The sequence below is a fragment of the Alteribacillus sp. JSM 102045 genome (assembly GCF_041949975.1).
Classification (GTDB): Bacteria; Bacillota; Bacilli; order Bacillales; family Marinococcaceae; genus Alteribacillus.
This window is the reverse complement of sequence record NZ_JBHFQG010000025.1, coordinates 39243-54480: the sequence shown is the minus strand read 5'-3', so window position 1 is coordinate 54480 and position 15238 is coordinate 39243. Positions and strand designations below refer to the sequence as shown.

Sequence of the window (15238 nt, the reverse complement as noted above, 5' to 3'; positions counted from 1 at the left end):
AGCGTTCGTCCTGAGCCAGGATCAAACTCTCCATGAAAAGAGATTGATACAAGCTGTATCTTAAAAATAATTTGTTAAAGAAATTAACAGACGCTTGACTTTCATTCAATTTTCAAAGGACAACTTCCTTCGCTCTTTTCAAAGCGACAAGTAATATCATAACAAGTTTCTAAAACCTTGTCAACAACTTTTTTAAATGGTGGGCCTGAGTGGACTTGAACCACCGACCTCACGCTTATCAGGCGTGCGCTCTGACCAACTGAGCTACAGGCCCTTCATTTATAACTTCTCTTCATAAAAGCATAAAAAAAGAACTAATGCTTCATATTTAGTTATAAAAGGGTTAAAATGGAGCGGGTGATGGGAATCGAACCCACGACATCAGCTTGGAAGGCTGAGGTTTTACCACTAAACTACACCCGCAAATAATGGTCGGGAAGACAGGATTCGAACCTGCGACCCCTTGGTCCCAAACCAAGTGCTCTGCCAAGCTGAGCTACTTCCCGTTTTTGTGAACATTTTTTAATGTGCAATGGTTTTATAAAATTTTAAAGAAAACTAATTATCTATTATACTATCCAGTGTTCTCTAAAGCAATGGTGATTTTTAGAGAGTTAAGTATTTAAATGGCGCGCCCGAGAGGAGTCGAACCCCTAACCTTCTGATCCGTAGTCAGACGCTCTATCCAGTTGAGCTACGGGCGCTTATATATGGTGCGGTCGAGAGGACTTGAACCTCCACGGGATTAACTCCCACTAGGCCCTCAACCTAGCGCGTCTGCCATTCCGCCACGACCGCGCAACCAAATTGTCTTCAAAAAATAATGGTGCGGGTGGAGGGACTTGAACCCCCACGTCAGAGACACTAGATCCTAAGTCTAGCGCGTCTGCCAATTCCGCCACACCCGCATGTTGTTGGCTGGGCCAGCTGGATTCGAACCAGCGCATCACGGAATCAAAATCCGTTGCCTTACCGCTTGGCTATGGCCCATTAATTAGTTATGTTTTTGTTATTTGTTAAAGTGGCGGGCCTGACGGGAATCGAACCCGCGATCTCCTGCGTGACAGGCAGGCATGTTAACCGCTACACCACAGGCCCATTTTTGAAGAATAATCTGCGAATCTCTTCGTCAGCTACTGTCGTTCTGCCAGTCACGTACTGATGTACGCTCCGGGACGAGAAATAAAACTGGATTTATTTTAAGTGGTGGAGGGTGACGGGATCGAACCGCCGACCCCCTGCTTGTAAGGCAGATGCTCTCCCAGCTGAGCTAACCCTCCACGGTGGTGACCCGTAGGGGATTCGAACCCCTGTTACCGCCGTGAAAGGGCGGTGTCTTAACCACTTGACCAACGGGCCGCTATATTCATGGCGGAGAAGGAGGGATTTGAACCCTCGCGCCGCTTACACGACCTACTCCCTTAGCAGGGGAGCCCCTTCAGCCACTTGGGTACTTCTCCTAATGGCTCCACAGGCAGGATTCGAACCTGCGACCGATCGGTTAACAGCCGATAGCTCTACCACTGAGCTACTGTGGAATATTCTAAATAAGTGACTCGCTGTTTTTCAGCGACAATGTATATTGTAACGAATCGCTTATGTACTGTCAACATGTTTTTTATTTTTTTATGTGCTTTCGAATTGCTTCTTATGCTGTTTCGTCTCAAGCGACTTTTATAATGTAACACGGGAGCCAATATTGGTCAAGCGGTTTTTTATATTTTTTTGATTTTCCCTTTACATTTCCCGCATACAAATTTAGAAGTATCCATTCTTCGGTATCTTTTATATTCACACCCACAAGCTGAACACTGATAATAATGCACTTGTTTCTTTTTATTTTTAGTCCCTGGGACTTCCTGACAATGTCTTGCTCCTCCTACTTTATTTAGCAGCACTTTAAAATCGTGATCTCTATGTTTAAACCCCTTTCCTTCTAGATGTAAATGATAATGACATAATTCATGCTTTATGATGGAAATTAGCTCTTCTTCTCCAAACCATTCGTATTGCTTTGGGTTAATTTCTATATCATGAGATGAGAGCATATACCTCCCCCCCGTTGTTCTTAAACGGTTATTAAACTTTGCAGTATGTCTAAAAGGCTTACCGAAAAAAGCTTCGGAAATTTCTTTTGTAAGATGAGTCAGATCCTTGTCCATGTTCTAAAACAAACTCCTTTTTTGTAAACTCTGACAAACTATAAAGCATATACTAATTTTAGCAAATGTTTATTTGTTACGCTTCATTTATCTAAATGATACAGGAGGTCATGCGGAATGCCTGGCTGGTTCATGCGGCAGCTCGAAAAAGCATTTCTTGAAAAAAACCGTCAGGAGATCCGGGTACTCAACCAATGCTGGTTTGATTATCAATTAAAACAAAAAAAGACTGGCCGTTAATCTTCGCTCGGCCAGTTCTTCAATGTATGTAAGGTAAGAAAGTATATCCATTTTTGCGCTTTGATGTCTAGCTTCAGCTCCCAGCCTCTCGGGGTTTAATAACCTTCAGTCATTAAAGGCAGAAAGCGTCTTTATTGCCTGGAGAACATTTACCTGTCCAGGCTGAAATGGGTACTTGCGCTTTTCTTATTTTAATTTGTTTGTTTTTCTGGCTGGATCATCGTTAAAGCAATCCTGCCTTTTTTCACCTCTACATCTTCGACCCACACATTAACTACATCTCCAACAGCAACCTCTTCCATCGGATGTTTAATAAAGCGTGATGCAATTTTTGAAATATGGACAAGGCCGTCTTGTTTAACTCCTATATCAATAAAAGCCCCAAAATCCACTACATTTCTGACGGTTCCCTGCAGCTCCATCCCTTTCTCTAGATCCTCCATTTTCATAATTCCTTTTTTTAATACAGGAAGAGGCAGTTCATCACGAGGGTCTCTGTTTGGTCTTTTTAAGTCTTCGATAATATCACGAAGTGTCGGAATCCCCACTCCTAGCTCTTCAGCAGTTTGTTCAACGTTTACTCGATCTAATTTTTCTTTTATTGAGGAAGTACCAGCTTCTTCAGTGTCTGCATTAATCATTTCCAATAGCTTCAAGGCAGCTTCATAGCTTTCCGGATGAATCGCTGTGCGATCTAACGGCTCAACGCCGTCTGGGATACGAAGAAATCCTGCTGCTTGTTCATACGTTTTCGCTCCAAGTCTTGGCACTTTTTGAAGTTCTTTTCGTGTAGAAAACCTTCCCTTTTCATCTCTTGCTTTTATAATGTTTTTCGCGACAGATTTTGATAAGCCAGCTACATATTGAAGCAAGCTGGATGAGGCACTATTTATATTTACACCAACCTGGTTAACCGCTGTTTCTACTACAAACTTCAATGATTCATTTAACCGGGATTGCGAGACATCATGCTGGTACTGTCCTACGCCAACTGATTTTGGATCAATTTTCACTAATTCGGCCAGCGGGTCTTGAAGCCGCCGTGCAATCGACACAGCACTTCTTTCTTCAACTTCTAAATCAGGAAATTCTTCGCGCCCTAAAGTAGAAGCTGAATACACGCTTGCGCCCGCTTCACTAATAATGAGATACGAGACGTCTCCATTCAGTTCAGGGATAATATCAGCGATAAACTCTTCTGTTTCTCTAGAAGCTGTTCCATTTCCAATTACTATAACTTCTATTTGATACTTTTCCATCAATTTTTTTATTAATGTTTTTGATTTTTCTACTTCCTTCTTCGGCGGCACTGGGTACATGACATCAATATCAAGCACTTTCCCCGTCTCATTAATTACAGCAAGTTTGCAGCCAGTGCGATAGGCAGGGTCAACCCCAAGCACTATTTTCCCTTTTACAGGCGGTTGAAGCAGCAGGTTTTTCAGGTTTTCTGAAAAAATATGAATGGCCTGCTCCTCTGCTTTTTCTGTTAATTCCTTACGAATTTCCCGCTCAATCGCAGGGGCAGCTAAGCGCTTATAAGCATCTTCATATGCTTTTTCTAAATAAGGAACGGATGGGGAACCAAATCGTTTAATCACATGTTTTTCAAGAAACGAATAAACCGCCTCTTCTTTTGTTTTTATCGATATCTTTAATATCCCTTCTTTTTCTCCTCGATTCATCGCTAGCACTCGGTGCGATGGAATATTTTTAAGGGGTTCATCATACTCATAATACATTTCATAAATACCTTGCGGGTCTTCTTGATTCTTTTTCTTTGCAGATGATATATATCCTTGTTGAAATGTCATAGTTCTGATACGTTTTCTTACTTCCGGGTCATCTGAAACCCATTCCGCAATAATATCCAGAGCTCCCTGCAGCGCCTGATCCTTTGTTTCGACTTCTTTTTCCTCTGAAATATAATTGCCTGCTTCTTTTTCTATATCGCCTTCGCGAGGCTGTGAAATAATAAAAGACGCCAACGGTTCTAACCCTTTTTCCTTTGCAGCAGTGGCTCGCGTTCTTCGCTTTTGGCGGTACGGCCGGTATAAATCTTCTACTTCTTGTAACTTATTGGCTGATTGAATGGACTGTCCCAGCTCGTCAGATAATTTCCCCTGCTCATCAATCAGCCGTAATACCTCTTGTTTTCTTTCATTTAATTGATTTCCATATTCCCAGGACTCCTGGACAGCACGGATCTGCACTTCATCTGCTCCACCGCTTTGTTCTTTTCGATAACGTGCAATAAAGGGAACAGTATTACCTTCTTCAAGTAAATGAATGATATTTTTAACCGAAGTTCTTTTTAAACTGAGATCTTTTGTGATATTCCCAATAAGAACCTCTTCATTCTTCTCGTTAACCTCCATAAGACCACGAACTCCTTCTCTGTTTCTATGTATTAGACACAACGTTTCATTGAACGTTTGATATTTCTTTTTACTATATCATAAGCATACTTGGCATACACCCTCAACAATAATCCGTGAAAAAACAACCTGATAACGCCATGTCCTTAAAGAACAGCCAAAGTCCCAATTTGTCTTATACACGTTTACCAAAAGCACTTATAGTTATTAAAAAAGAAAAATAAAAAAGAGCCTCTTGCCCGGGCTCTTAAGTAATAAATCCAGCGATAATTGTTACATCATCATTTTGATTTTTAGCTTTCTTTGATAAATGCTGGATAGAAAGTTCAGGTGAATGAGCGTTTTTCAGCCACTGCTGATCAGATTGTGAGACTGTAACTCCATCAGAGTGCAATAAAAATTGGAAGCCTTTGCGAAACGGAAAATGAGCCAGCCTGTATTGGAATTTTCGACCGGACATATATCCAGGGGCTGGGATTGGCCGGGTGGACTCACCTTTGTCAGAAAATAGAAATGTCCCTATGTTGCCAATGTTGCCGTAAACAATTTCATTAGTAGTAAAGTAAACTTTAAGTATTGTTATGACAACGCCTCTTTCTTGTATTAAAGCACGATTACACTTCTCTAAAAGATTAGGGACATTTTCCTGATGATGCTCCCTAATGACGTCCATTGCTATTTTAGAGGAATGATACGCACCCTCTCCGCTTCCTAATCCATCTGCTAGGGCACAGATAAAGTAATTATCTGCTTCTACTGTAACATACGCATCCCCGCAACAATAATTCCCTTTTTTACCCTGCTGAAAAGCTGCAATATCAACTTTGGAATGTGTTTTGTTTTCAATCATTTTAAAGACACTCCGATGGCTCCACTCGTATAGAATCACGTAATTTTTGCAAGGCTCTGCGCTGAAGACGGGATACATGCATTTGAGAGATCCCCAGCTTCTCCCCAGTCTCTTTCTGACTTAAATTATCAAAATAAGTGCATTGTAATATTTCTTTTTCTCGGTCGGTTAAAATTCCGAAAGCTTTTTCTAACAGCATGTGCTGATCGGTTTTCTCATAGCCTTCCTCGGTATCCCCGACAAGATCAAGAAGTGTAACAGCACTGCCTTCTTGGTCCGCTTCAATAGACCTATCAACAGAAAGGGCTTGGTAACTTTTACCCATTTCCATCGTCTCTAAAACTTCTTCTTCACTGACTTCTAAATAAGAAGCAATTTCTTCTACCCGCGGAGAACGCTGAAGTTCATTTGTCAACTCTTCTACTGCTTTTTTTATGCGAGGGCCTAACTCCTTAATCCGCCTTGGCACATGCACACTCCATGTTTTATCCCTTATAAACCTTTTTATTTCTCCTACAATAGTAGGGACTGCAAAGGATTCAAAGCTGCGTTTAAAAGAGTCATCAAATCTTCTCAAAGCAGCTAAGAGACCAATCATCCCTACTTGATACAAATCATCATCATGGTCTTGGCCTCGAGAGAACTTTCGTGCCAAGGACTGCACCAACGGCTCATAATGTTTTACTAATTTCGTTTGAATTTCTTCTGAGGGATCCTGTTGAAATTCCTTTATCCATTCATAGACTTGGTTCTTTTCCTTATTGTTCTTGTGCTTTTGTTGGTGCTTGGACTCCATTGGCATTAGATTCCACCTCATCTCTTTGAAGAAACTTTGTCATCACAATTGCTACACCAGCTTCTCCGTTGATTTCCACTTTGTCCATCAGAGAATCAATAAGAAAAAGTCCTAGCCCCCCTTCTTCCAACTCTCCTATTGGCTTTGTACCGTCTACAGGGCCAAGTCCCTTTTTCAGATCATCCATATCGAAACTTTGCCCGTTATCTGAAACAACAATTTCTATTTTGTCTTTATAGACGCTGCACCCTAAAGCCATCAAACCATTCTCTTTATAGGCATGATCTACTACATTAGTACATGCTTCAGCTACTGCAATTTTCAAATCTTCGATATCATCATAGGAATAACCGACCCGGTTAGCAATCCCCGAGACGGTTAGCCTGACAACTCCTACATATTCTGCTTTAGCTGGAATTTTCATTTCAATATAATCTACAGCTTTGTCACTCATCACTTGGCCTCCTCTCTTTCTTCATCGATGTCCATCACTTCATCCAAACCTGTTATGGAGAACAACCGTTTTACCCGAGGGTTTAAACCGGTCAGTTTGAGTGTACTGTTATTGCTGTTTGAAGATTTTAATGCCCCAATAAAAATTCCTAAGCCTGTGCTGTCTATATAATCAACTTCTGAAAGATCAACTATAACTTTCGCTCCTTCATTTTCTGTTAAAGGGAGAAGGGCATCTCTTAATTGTGGAGCTGTATAGGCATCTACCTCCCCGCCTACGTAAAGGAGATTGAGGCCGTTTTTTTCCTCGGTACGAATATCTAAATTCATCTTAAATGCCTCCCATTATTTCTTTGTCTCTTAAGTTAAATCTATTTGTTTTAGCCTTTTAAAACCAGACTTATTGCCTTTTGACGCTGTAAAAAAGAAGACGGCCTATGGCCGCTTCATTTTTTCTTTATGTTCTCTGTCCGTTCTTTCCCTGTTTATTAAAAACTTAAACCTTTCTTCTCAAAATAATTAAGGAAAAATCATCTCGAAGCTGAAAACCTTGCAGCTTTTCAAGTTGATAAAAGACATTATTAACTATTTCTTGGGCCGGCAAATGTTTGTATTGATGAATTAAGCGAGTAAGCTCTTCTCTCTCTATAAAGCCTTCATCTGTCCTGCATTCTGTCACGCCATCAGATAACAAAACAATAAAATCCCCAGGCTCTACTTTTTTGTGATATTCACGAAAGGATGTATCCCTTGTAATACCCAGTACTAACCCTTTCGCATATAATTCTTCAAAGCTGTCTGTTTCATGACTATAATAAAAGCCCGGCTCGTGACCTGCTCCCGAATAATAAAAATGATGGACACGCGGATCATACGAGCCATACATCATTGTTATAAACATATTAGACGCTACATTTTGTTCTACAACTCGATTTAAATTTTCTAATAGAGCGCCTGGCTGAAGCCTTTGCTCGGGCAGACTGTCCATTGCGTATTTAATCATAGACATACACAGTGCAGCCGGAACTCCTTTTCCTATAATATCCGCAATCGCCACGCCTATGCAGTCATTTTCATCTTTAACAAAATGGTAATAATCTCCGCTCATTTTTGACGCCGGCACACTGATCACGCCGACATCCAACGAGTTTACGCTCGGAATTTCTTTAGGCATAAAGGTTTGCTGCATATTCGCAGCAACATTAATCTCCGTCTCAAGTTCTTTCTGTTTATCTCGCAAGCTTTGGTGTTCTCTATAAGCCATTCCATAACCCATCATTACTTCGAGAAGAAATTCAAACGAATCCAGCGCTCCTTGAGGAAGGTCAGGAAAGAATCTTTCTATTGCATCCACATGAAGACTCACTACTTCTTCTGGAGAAATTTGGTTCTCAAGGACTTTTTTGCTGAATTGCTGTGCATGATATAATCCTGTTTCATTTTTTTCTTCTAAATAAGTTTGTAATATTTTTGTATATTGTTCCTGCATTAAGCTAAAAGAATCCGCCAACCTTCATCCTCCTTTAGCTGAGCCATTTTATCGTAGTAATTTCTGTACCTTCACCCGCAATAGAATCAATATCAAATTCATCCATCAGCCTTTTTACCCCTGGCAGACCAGCACCTAACCCGCCAGAAGTTGTAAAACCGTCTTCCATCACCTGGCGAATATTTTTAATTCCCGGCCCTTTATCTTTCGCAGTAATTTTTATTCCGCGTTTTACGCCCGTGCTTTGCATTGCTTCTACTGACTCTATAATAATTTCACCTTTTTCGGCATATAAGTAAATGTTTCGTGCTAATTCAGAGATTGCAGTCGTTATTCTAGCTTGATCTACAGTGCTGAAGCCTATTTCTTTAGCTAAATTCCGCCCAGCTTGACGAGCCGATACAATTCCCCATTCTGTGTGCACTTCAACATTGGATTGGACACTCATGCTCATCCCTCCAATTCCTGTTGAAGTTTATCTAGACCTTGTTCAAGATCCAGAGCAGTCGGCACATCATCAAGCATAATCCCCATATCAATTAAAGTAATAGCCACAGCAGGCTGAATACCAGTTAACACTACTCTAGCACCCATTAAGTTAGACATCTCCACAACGTCTCCTAGAACCTTAGCAATAAAGGAATCGATCATCTCCACTGAAGTCAGATCAATAACCACTCCGGAAGATCCCTCTTGATGAATTTTATTTAAAAGATCCTCTTGAAACTGAAGTGCTGTTTGATCATCTAACTCTACTTGAACCGATATTAGCAGATAATCATGAAGCTTTAGAATTGGAATGCGCATTCCGTTCCCCTCCAATCTATTTAACTAAACTGTACTTTAAAGGTCTACAATTTTCCGCTGAGTCAGCTCGAGTCCAGTTTCTATCCCTTTTCGAAGGGTGCTTCTCGTTGGGAACTTACCGAGGTCAATGCCCAGATTAACTATTGTTTGTGCAATTTCAGGACGAATTCCAACAAGTATACATTCGGCACCGACGAGCCTGACTGCTTCTGAAGCTTGTATAATATGATGAGCAACCATCGTATCCACCACTGGTACACCGGTAATATCTATTAAAACTACTTGAGAACGGTGTTCTATAATACCTTCAAGTAGATTTTCCATAATTAGTTTCGCTCTTTCCGTATCTATTGTGCCAATCAATGGCATCACACTTATCTTCTCAAATACAGGGATTAAAGGAGCGGATAATTCTTTTAGTGCCAATTTTTGGAGGTATAATGTATTTTCCCAAGAGCCGGAATACTCATCCACGAGCTGGTTAATAATACCATCAATCCAGCTTTCCACCTCATAAAAGGTGTGGAAAACTTTTTTGGAGTTAACAGTGTCTTTTGAGGTCATTGTTTGAAGCAGCACTCGGCGAAACGCCTGCATCCCCTGTGTAAAATAACTGAGCGGCCAACCGGTATGAATTAATCGTTCGGCAAATTGGCGAAGTTTCTCTTTTGCCTCGCTCTGTTCTAATTCCAATGTATCTATAATTAAGTGCACAAACTCTAGATTCGTTTCATTATACATGTCGGTGGGTAAACTACGACTAAACTCATTCTCATTGACACTTTGAATCTCTTCTTTCCAGCGATCTATTATTTCCTGGCGCTGGCTGTAAATCATTTCTACAATGGATGGCTGCATATACAATTCCTCCAAGAACTATTATGTTTTTAAAACATGTAGTTTAAAAGACTTTAAATTGGTATATATACATAAACACACTTAATTTGTATTATTTCATGACTTTCGTTCAGGCGCAAACAAATCGAAGAATTATAGATGTTTTTTTACTATTTTCGACTCTTTCTTATATTACACCTTCTGTTATTTAGATAAAAAAAGTTGCTACATGTATGCAGCAACTTTTCAGCCTGTATTTTCTTTCGTTCAAACCGTAAAAATAGAAATAATTGCATAAATAAATGGAAGTAAATAAAATAAACCCGTATTCAACTTATAAATTAAGTTCATTCACACTCCGCTTACGAGCCTGTTATCAAGTGAATGTTCTGCTTCTTCTTCTGCAAGAAAAGATTCAGCGGCTATATGCAAATTGATGCTTGCCATTTCCATATAACCCTGCTGCATAGATTCCCGGACTTTCTTCTTTTGGCGCTCCTTGAGATAAAACTCTGTAGCCTGATGGATAAAGTCGTTGCGATTTACATTATCATTTTCAATAATGCCGTCTAGTTCACGCAACAGATACTCAGGGAGACTGACATTAATTTGCTTTGTGCTCTTGTGAGACACTCCACACACCTCCAGCATACGCCTTACTGTCTCTGTTCACTTTATTTAATCATAGCATTTAGTAATGGATTTTGCAAAGTAGGTTTTACATGTAAATTTTTATCAAGCCTCTGTTAACCTTCCACATATTGTTTGCTGAGAAGAGGCATGACATAAAATTATGATTTTACATAAATACGCGGTACTCTCTTACTTATCATACATGGTATTTCATAAGTGATTGTATTTAGCCGTTTAGCGGCTTCTAAAACGGTAATAGACTTATCTTCTTGATTGCCGATTAGTGTAACTTTAGTACCGGCCGGTGTATATTCCGGAAGTTTAATCATCATTTGATCCATGCATATTCTTCCTACTATAGGAACTCTTTGACCATTAACTAAAACTTCTCCTCCATGAGTAGAGTGGTATCTATACCAGCCATCGGCGTAACCGATTGGAACGGTCCCTATCCATTCTTCCTTTGTTGTAGTATAGGTTGCTCCATAACTAACGCTTTCCCCAGGAGGAAGCTTTTTTATTTGAACAATACGACTATGCAGTGAAAAAGCCTGCTTTAAAGAAAAAGGAAGTACATCTAATATTTCTTCTGAAGGAGTTAATCCATACATCGAAATTCCAAAACGAAACATATTAAAACAATCATCAGGAAAACGAAGTCCTGCTGCACTGTTTCCGCAATGGACATAGGTGAGTTCCCCTAAATCAGAAGAGACTTCATTCAGGATCTTCAGAAATCGCTGATATTGCTTCTGATAATAGGAAGCATCTTTTTCATCCGCAGTGGCAAAGTGAGTAAAAAGGCCCTCCGATTTTATCCTCTTACATTGTTTTAACACCTTTATAAATTCGGAGAGTTCTTCTTTTTCTACTATACCAATCCGCCCCATTCCAGTATCCACTTTGACATGAACCTTCAATGTACTTGTTTGGGAGACAGTTTTTTCCGCTTCAGCCAGCCACTCTTTCTGATAAACAGTTAATCTAATGTTATGTTTTGCAGCAACCTCCGCATCTTTAGGGTTGGTTCGACCTAAAACGAGTATTGGTGTTTGTATTCCTGCTTCTCTAAGCTCCATTGCTTCTTCTAATAAAGCTACCCCTAAAAACTCTGCTCCTGCTTGGACAGCAGCTTGAGCTGTTTGTACCGCTCCATGCCCATAGCCATCTGCTTTCACAACGGCCATAACATGAATCTTCTGCTTAAATTGTGCTTTCGCATTTTCTACATTATACTTAATATGATCGAGGTTAACCTCTACCCAAGTATCTCTAAAAGATGTTTGTTTAAAAGCCATGCTATCTTCTCCTAAGCTCTCCGTGCCATATTTATATCTATCAATCATTGTAGCACAAAAGAAAACCTCAAAAGAGAGCTGATTCTTTTGAGGCACGTTGATTTTTTTATTTAAGATTTTCCCCTGAATAATCCATAGACCGTGCGATAGCCATCATTTCCTCTTGGCTTAGATCGTTAGAAGCAAGGAAAAATTCTACACCATTGTGATGCCATGTCAAAGAATCTTCCGTTTGAGCTCCAACCGTAAACCCTAAATCAACAGGTTGACCTGCGCCTACATCTACATTGGCGGATGCTTGTAATGCTTGCTCTGAACTTTCAACAATGGTAAAGGACTGTTCTCCACTATAGGATAGTACCACTTTTTGTCCGTTCTCCGTTATTGTTTCTTCTGAATCTTCTAAAGAGGATCCTTGTGGTTCATAAGAAGGATATACAACATCAAACGAAGCATTTTCTTTATTTTCTTCGCCCTCTGTGTCTTCGTTTTCCTCTTCTTCTGCTGAAGCAGGGACTTCATCTTCTAATTTAGCAGCAGTCATATTTTTCTCTGTATCAAAGTCATTGTCATCAAAAGAAGCACTTTCATTAAACTCTGTAAATTCTACTGAAACCAGTAATTTATAATCAGCATCATATATTTTTACCGTACGCGGTTCGAGAGATTTGGCATCTAAAACAATTTCCTGGTGATGAAGGTTTTTATTTTGATAGTTCGTTTTTGTTTCAAATACATAGGTTCCTTCATGAATAGCAAAAGTGCGTTCAGCATCCATTAAAATATCTGAGATTAAAGATTCGTAAAGGTAAACTTGACTATTGTTATTAGGCCAGTCACTTTGGAAACGAAAGCTTTTATTAAGAGCTGGCGTCAATACAAAAACTCCGTCATCATTTCTTATTATCATTTGATTTTGTTCTTCGTTATCGTTTTTTAAATGCACTTTGTAATATTTATTTTTTTCATTTTGCATATGCCAAATATCTACGTCATACGTTCTAGCTTCCTCACCAGTTTCTAGAGTCATCGATGCCTTTCCTTTATACCCCGTCATATCTTGAAGTTTTTTATCAAGATCCTGTACAACTTCTTCTTGCGACTTTTCACCGCACGCTGAAAGTAATCCAACCAATGCGATACACATCATAATTAACAGAAATATTCTGCGCACGTTATCATTTCTCCTTTGTCCTTAAGATAACGACAAAGGAGGGAACCTTTACAAAGAAGAAACTATGGTACGAAATGCAAGCGGCAGGTGATAAATCAAATCAGACGACGCCATTGAAATAGAAGTATGCTTTTGCTCTACAGCTAAATCGGCAGTCAGCCCATGCATATAGACAGCATTACCAAGAGATGAAAGAATGGTTTCTTGTTGGAGTAAAAGCCCTAGTGTGACTCCAGTTAAAATATCGCCTGTCCCGCCTCGAGCTAAGGCTTCATTGCCCGTGGTGTTTATATACTGTTCTCCATAAGGAGTAGTGATAATCGTGAACGGGCCTTTTAAAACCAAGTAACACCCATATTCTTGTGCATAGCGGCGGGAGATGTCGAATCTTTTTTTATTTACTTCACTTGTTGAGACCCCAGTAAGCCGAGCCATTTCTCCTGGATGAGGGGTTAAAATAATTGGTTCCTTGCGCTGTTTTATCTCCTGCGCTAATTCCGGCAAATAATAAAGGGCATCTGCATCTAACAAAAGTGGTGCTTTCACATCCAAGATCAATTTTCGCACGAGGTTTTTTATACCTTTTTCTCTACCCAGCCCCGGACCAGCTGCTACCGCATCATAAGTTTCAAATGTAAAATCTGTTCCAATAAGTTCCCCTGCGATCCCCCCGTCTTTTTCCGGAAGAGGCAAAAACATCGTTTCTGGTACATTACTTGAAATTGTAGAAAGAATACTAGATGGAAGAGCAGTCGTTAACAGTCCAGCCCCGCTGTATATACAAGCAGATGCTGTCATGCTGAGAGCTCCTGGCATAGATAATGATCCTCCAACAAGAAGCCCTTTTCCATGATCGCCTTTATGAGCAGAAGATTTCCGTTTTGGCAAAGTTATACGAACATCCGATTCTGTCCATATTCGTTTCGACACCTCAACTGATTTCCATGCGGCATTTGGCAGTCCTATATCCACTATTTTTATTTCACCGTAATATGCTCTGGCTGGGTAGAGAAAAGCACTGCATTTAGGGACATGAAGCGTAATGGTAATATCCGCTTTCACAGCACTTTTTGGGACTTCCTCTTCCCCGGCCGGTATTCCGCTTGGAATATCAATTGCAATGATTTCACCAGCTGCTTCATTTAAACAGGTGGCCGCTTCTTTATAAGGAGAACGCAGTTCCCCGGAAATACCCGTTCCCAGCATAGCATCAATGAATATGTCGTAATCCTTTGCCAAAAAATGTTCTGCAGATGACCAGCTGCTTCCCTCATATCCAGTTGCTTCAAACAAGCGTTTATGGGATAGGGCAGCTCCTTCCCATTGATTCTCCTCTGCTAAGAGCCATACATCTACATCTCGTCCTTTTTCTAAAAGAGTTCTAGCTATTACAAATCCATCTCCGCCATTATTGCCTTTCCCGATTAAAACTGCTATTTTCTTTTGATCTAAATTTTTGTACAACCTTTCCACTTCTTGAGCAGCAGCTCTGCCGGCGTTTTCCATCAACACCTCTTCTTTCATCCCTATTTGTTCAATGGCACAGCGATCTACCTGCCTGATTTCATCACCGGTGACCACTTGCATGGCAGGTCCCTCCTAACCGCAATATATTTCTATGAGACAAACTTCAAAGATATGCAAACAAGCCATCATAACCTCTCCTCCAAAATCACCTGGGCTGCGGCATAGTCTTTACTATGAGTAATAGCAACATGAACAACCATATTATTTCCTCTAGCTGTGATGACTGGTTTTCCCGAATGATCAGAGTCTACTTCTATGTCCTGAAATCCAAACCTCCCGGATATTCCGGTGCCTACTGCTTTAGCAAATGCTTCTTTTGCAGCATAGCGGCCACCTGCAAATTCTACCTTTCTTTGTCCATCATAATCATTTAAACGCTCCCTCTCCTTAGGGGTCAAAACTCTTGTTTCAAAACGGCTGTTTTTATCTAAAAGACGTTTAATTCTCTCCAATTCAACAATGTCCAACCCAATGCCGCAAATCATAATTTTTACTTCACCCTTCTTCTGCAGGCTGTCATTAGTCTCTCTCTTTTTCCATATGGTAAAATTATAAAGTATCACGCTGTTCGCCACAACTTCAATCCGCATGGCT

Annotated in this window: 16 protein-coding genes and 12 tRNA genes; 1 reads left to right on the top strand and 27 read right to left on the bottom strand. The window is 40.2% G+C overall.

The features are described from left to right. Positions 1-197 precede the first annotated feature (197 nt). From ACE1TI_RS15570 to ACE1TI_RS15510, 13 genes are all read right to left on the bottom strand, one after another. Positions 198-274 (bottom strand) — tRNA-Ile (locus ACE1TI_RS15570). A 75-nt stretch (positions 275-349) separates the two neighbouring features. Further along, positions 350-423: transfer RNA gene (locus ACE1TI_RS15565), tRNA-Gly, on the bottom strand. 6 nt (positions 424-429) lie between these two features. After that, positions 430-506, bottom strand: a tRNA-Pro gene (locus tag ACE1TI_RS15560). A gap of 121 nt (positions 507-627) precedes the next feature. Beyond that, positions 628-704 (bottom strand) — tRNA-Arg (locus ACE1TI_RS15555). Between the two features lie 7 nt (positions 705-711). Then, positions 712-798, bottom strand: a tRNA-Leu gene (locus ACE1TI_RS15550). Positions 799-824: 26 nt separating this feature from the next. Then, a tRNA-Leu gene (locus ACE1TI_RS15545) sits at positions 825-908 on the bottom strand. Between the two features lie 7 nt (positions 909-915). Next, positions 916-990, bottom strand: a tRNA-Gln gene (locus ACE1TI_RS15540). Between the two features lie 32 nt (positions 991-1022). Continuing rightward, a tRNA-Asp gene (locus ACE1TI_RS15535) sits at positions 1023-1098 on the bottom strand. Between the two features lie 106 nt (positions 1099-1204). After that, positions 1205-1280, bottom strand: a tRNA-Val gene (locus tag ACE1TI_RS15530). Positions 1281-1284: 4 nt separating this feature from the next. Continuing rightward, positions 1285-1359, bottom strand: a tRNA-Glu gene (locus ACE1TI_RS15525). Positions 1360-1369: 10 nt separating this feature from the next. Then, positions 1370-1460 (bottom strand) — tRNA-Ser (locus tag ACE1TI_RS15520). 3 nt (positions 1461-1463) lie between these two features. Further along, positions 1464-1538, bottom strand: a tRNA-Asn gene (locus tag ACE1TI_RS15515). A 177-nt stretch (positions 1539-1715) separates the two neighbouring features. Continuing rightward, positions 1716-2162 (bottom strand): SprT family protein, encoded by a 447-nt coding sequence (locus ACE1TI_RS15510; RefSeq protein ID WP_375008478.1) that lies wholly within the window; start codon positions 2160-2162, stop codon positions 1716-1718. Positions 2163-2279: 117 nt separating this feature from the next. Between ACE1TI_RS15510 and cmpA the strand changes: the two genes are divergently transcribed. Then, positions 2280-2402: a cortex morphogenetic protein CmpA gene (cmpA, locus tag ACE1TI_RS15505; protein ID WP_375008477.1), complete on the top strand. Its 123-nt coding sequence runs from the start codon at positions 2280-2282 to the stop codon at positions 2400-2402. A 191-nt stretch (positions 2403-2593) separates the two neighbouring features. Here the strand turns inward: cmpA and ACE1TI_RS15500 are convergent, their stop codons facing one another. The 14 genes from ACE1TI_RS15500 to acpS form a co-directional block, all read right to left on the bottom strand. After that, positions 2594-4780, bottom strand: a complete 2187-nt coding sequence (locus ACE1TI_RS15500) for a Tex family protein (protein WP_375008476.1) — start codon at positions 4778-4780, stop codon at positions 2594-2596. Between the two features lie 247 nt (positions 4781-5027). Further along, positions 5028-5630 (bottom strand): PP2C family serine/threonine-protein phosphatase, encoded by a 603-nt coding sequence (locus ACE1TI_RS15495; protein WP_375008475.1) that lies wholly within the window; start codon positions 5628-5630, stop codon positions 5028-5030. A gap of 1 nt (position 5631) precedes the next feature. After that, positions 5632-6432 carry an RNA polymerase sigma factor SigB gene (sigB, locus tag ACE1TI_RS15490; RefSeq protein WP_375008474.1) on the bottom strand — a complete coding sequence of 267 codons (801 nt, stop codon included), beginning with the start codon at positions 6430-6432 and terminating at the stop codon, positions 5632-5634. After that, the gene (gene rsbW, locus ACE1TI_RS15485) at positions 6389-6880 is read right to left on the bottom strand and encodes an anti-sigma B factor RsbW (protein ID WP_375008473.1); all 492 of its coding nucleotides are present in this window, start codon (positions 6878-6880) and stop codon (positions 6389-6391) included. Before rsbW ends, sigB begins: the two co-directional genes overlap by 44 nt. Beyond that, the gene (locus ACE1TI_RS15480) at positions 6880-7209 is read right to left on the bottom strand and encodes an STAS domain-containing protein (protein WP_375008472.1); all 330 of its coding nucleotides are present in this window, start codon (positions 7207-7209) and stop codon (positions 6880-6882) included. The genes rsbW and ACE1TI_RS15480 overlap by 1 nt, the downstream gene beginning before the upstream one ends. A gap of 166 nt (positions 7210-7375) precedes the next feature. Next, complete coding sequence (locus ACE1TI_RS15475) at positions 7376-8368, bottom strand: PP2C family protein-serine/threonine phosphatase (protein ID WP_375008482.1); 993 nt, start codon at positions 8366-8368, stop codon at positions 7376-7378. Positions 8369-8402: 34 nt separating this feature from the next. Continuing rightward, a complete protein-coding gene (locus ACE1TI_RS15470; protein ID WP_375008471.1) occupies positions 8403-8816 on the bottom strand; it encodes an anti-sigma regulatory factor in 414 nt (137 codons plus the stop codon). A gap of 2 nt (positions 8817-8818) precedes the next feature. Further along, positions 8819-9175 (bottom strand): STAS domain-containing protein, encoded by a 357-nt coding sequence (locus ACE1TI_RS15465; protein ID WP_375008470.1) that lies wholly within the window; start codon positions 9173-9175, stop codon positions 8819-8821. A gap of 36 nt (positions 9176-9211) precedes the next feature. Next, positions 9212-10033 (bottom strand): RsbT co-antagonist protein RsbRA, encoded by an 822-nt coding sequence (locus ACE1TI_RS15460; RefSeq protein WP_375008469.1) that lies wholly within the window; start codon positions 10031-10033, stop codon positions 9212-9214. Positions 10034-10363: 330 nt separating this feature from the next. After that, positions 10364-10645: a CopG family ribbon-helix-helix protein gene (locus ACE1TI_RS15455; RefSeq protein ID WP_375008468.1), complete on the bottom strand. Its 282-nt coding sequence runs from the start codon at positions 10643-10645 to the stop codon at positions 10364-10366. A 158-nt stretch (positions 10646-10803) separates the two neighbouring features. Then, positions 10804-11943, bottom strand: a complete 1140-nt coding sequence (alr, locus tag ACE1TI_RS15450) for an alanine racemase (protein WP_375008467.1) — start codon at positions 11941-11943, stop codon at positions 10804-10806. A 106-nt stretch (positions 11944-12049) separates the two neighbouring features. Next, entirely contained in the window at positions 12050-13117 is a 1068-nt protein-coding gene (locus ACE1TI_RS15445) for a LolA family protein (protein ID WP_375008466.1), read from the bottom strand. Between the two features lie 48 nt (positions 13118-13165). Then, positions 13166-14704, bottom strand: a complete 1539-nt coding sequence (locus tag ACE1TI_RS15440; protein WP_375008465.1) for an NAD(P)H-hydrate dehydratase — start codon at positions 14702-14704, stop codon at positions 13166-13168. A gap of 65 nt (positions 14705-14769) precedes the next feature. Next, on the bottom strand, positions 14770-15129 hold the full coding sequence (gene acpS, locus ACE1TI_RS15435) for a holo-ACP synthase (RefSeq protein ID WP_375008481.1): 360 nt from the start codon (positions 15127-15129) through the stop codon (positions 14770-14772). Positions 15130-15238 lie beyond the last annotated feature (109 nt).

Bases quoted from the DNA above. Each gene is read 5' to 3' on its own strand.
- ACE1TI_RS15510 (WP_375008478.1), bottom strand. From the start codon at position 2,162: ATGGACAAGGATCTGACTCATCTTACAAAAGAAATTTCCGAAGCTTTT.
- cmpA (WP_375008477.1), top strand. From the start codon at position 2,280: ATGCCTGGCTGGTTCATGCGGCAGCTCGAAAAAGCATTTCTTGAAAAA.
- ACE1TI_RS15500 (WP_375008476.1), bottom strand. From the start codon at position 4,780: ATGGAGGTTAACGAGAAGAATGAAGAGGTTCTTATTGGGAATATCACA.
- ACE1TI_RS15495 (WP_375008475.1), bottom strand. From the start codon at position 5,630: ATGATTGAAAACAAAACACATTCCAAAGTTGATATTGCAGCTTTTCAG.
- sigB (WP_375008474.1), bottom strand. From the start codon at position 6,432: ATGCCAATGGAGTCCAAGCACCAACAAAAGCACAAGAACAATAAGGAA.
- rsbW (WP_375008473.1), bottom strand. From the start codon at position 6,880: ATGAGTGACAAAGCTGTAGATTATATTGAAATGAAAATTCCAGCTAAA.
- ACE1TI_RS15480 (WP_375008472.1), bottom strand. From the start codon at position 7,209: ATGAATTTAGATATTCGTACCGAGGAAAAAAACGGCCTCAATCTCCTT.
- ACE1TI_RS15475 (WP_375008482.1), bottom strand. From the start codon at position 8,368: ATGCAGGAACAATATACAAAAATATTACAAACTTATTTAGAAGAAAAA.
- ACE1TI_RS15470 (WP_375008471.1), bottom strand. From the start codon at position 8,816: ATGAGTGTCCAATCCAATGTTGAAGTGCACACAGAATGGGGAATTGTA.
- ACE1TI_RS15465 (WP_375008470.1), bottom strand. From the start codon at position 9,175: ATGCGCATTCCAATTCTAAAGCTTCATGATTATCTGCTAATATCGGTT.
- ACE1TI_RS15460 (WP_375008469.1), bottom strand. From the start codon at position 10,033: ATGCAGCCATCCATTGTAGAAATGATTTACAGCCAGCGCCAGGAAATA.
- alr (WP_375008467.1), bottom strand. From the start codon at position 11,943: ATGGCTTTTAAACAAACATCTTTTAGAGATACTTGGGTAGAGGTTAAC.
- ACE1TI_RS15440 (WP_375008465.1), bottom strand. From the start codon at position 14,704: ATGCAAGTGGTCACCGGTGATGAAATCAGGCAGGTAGATCGCTGTGCC.
- acpS (WP_375008481.1), bottom strand. From the start codon at position 15,129: ATGATTTGCGGCATTGGGTTGGACATTGTTGAATTGGAGAGAATTAAA.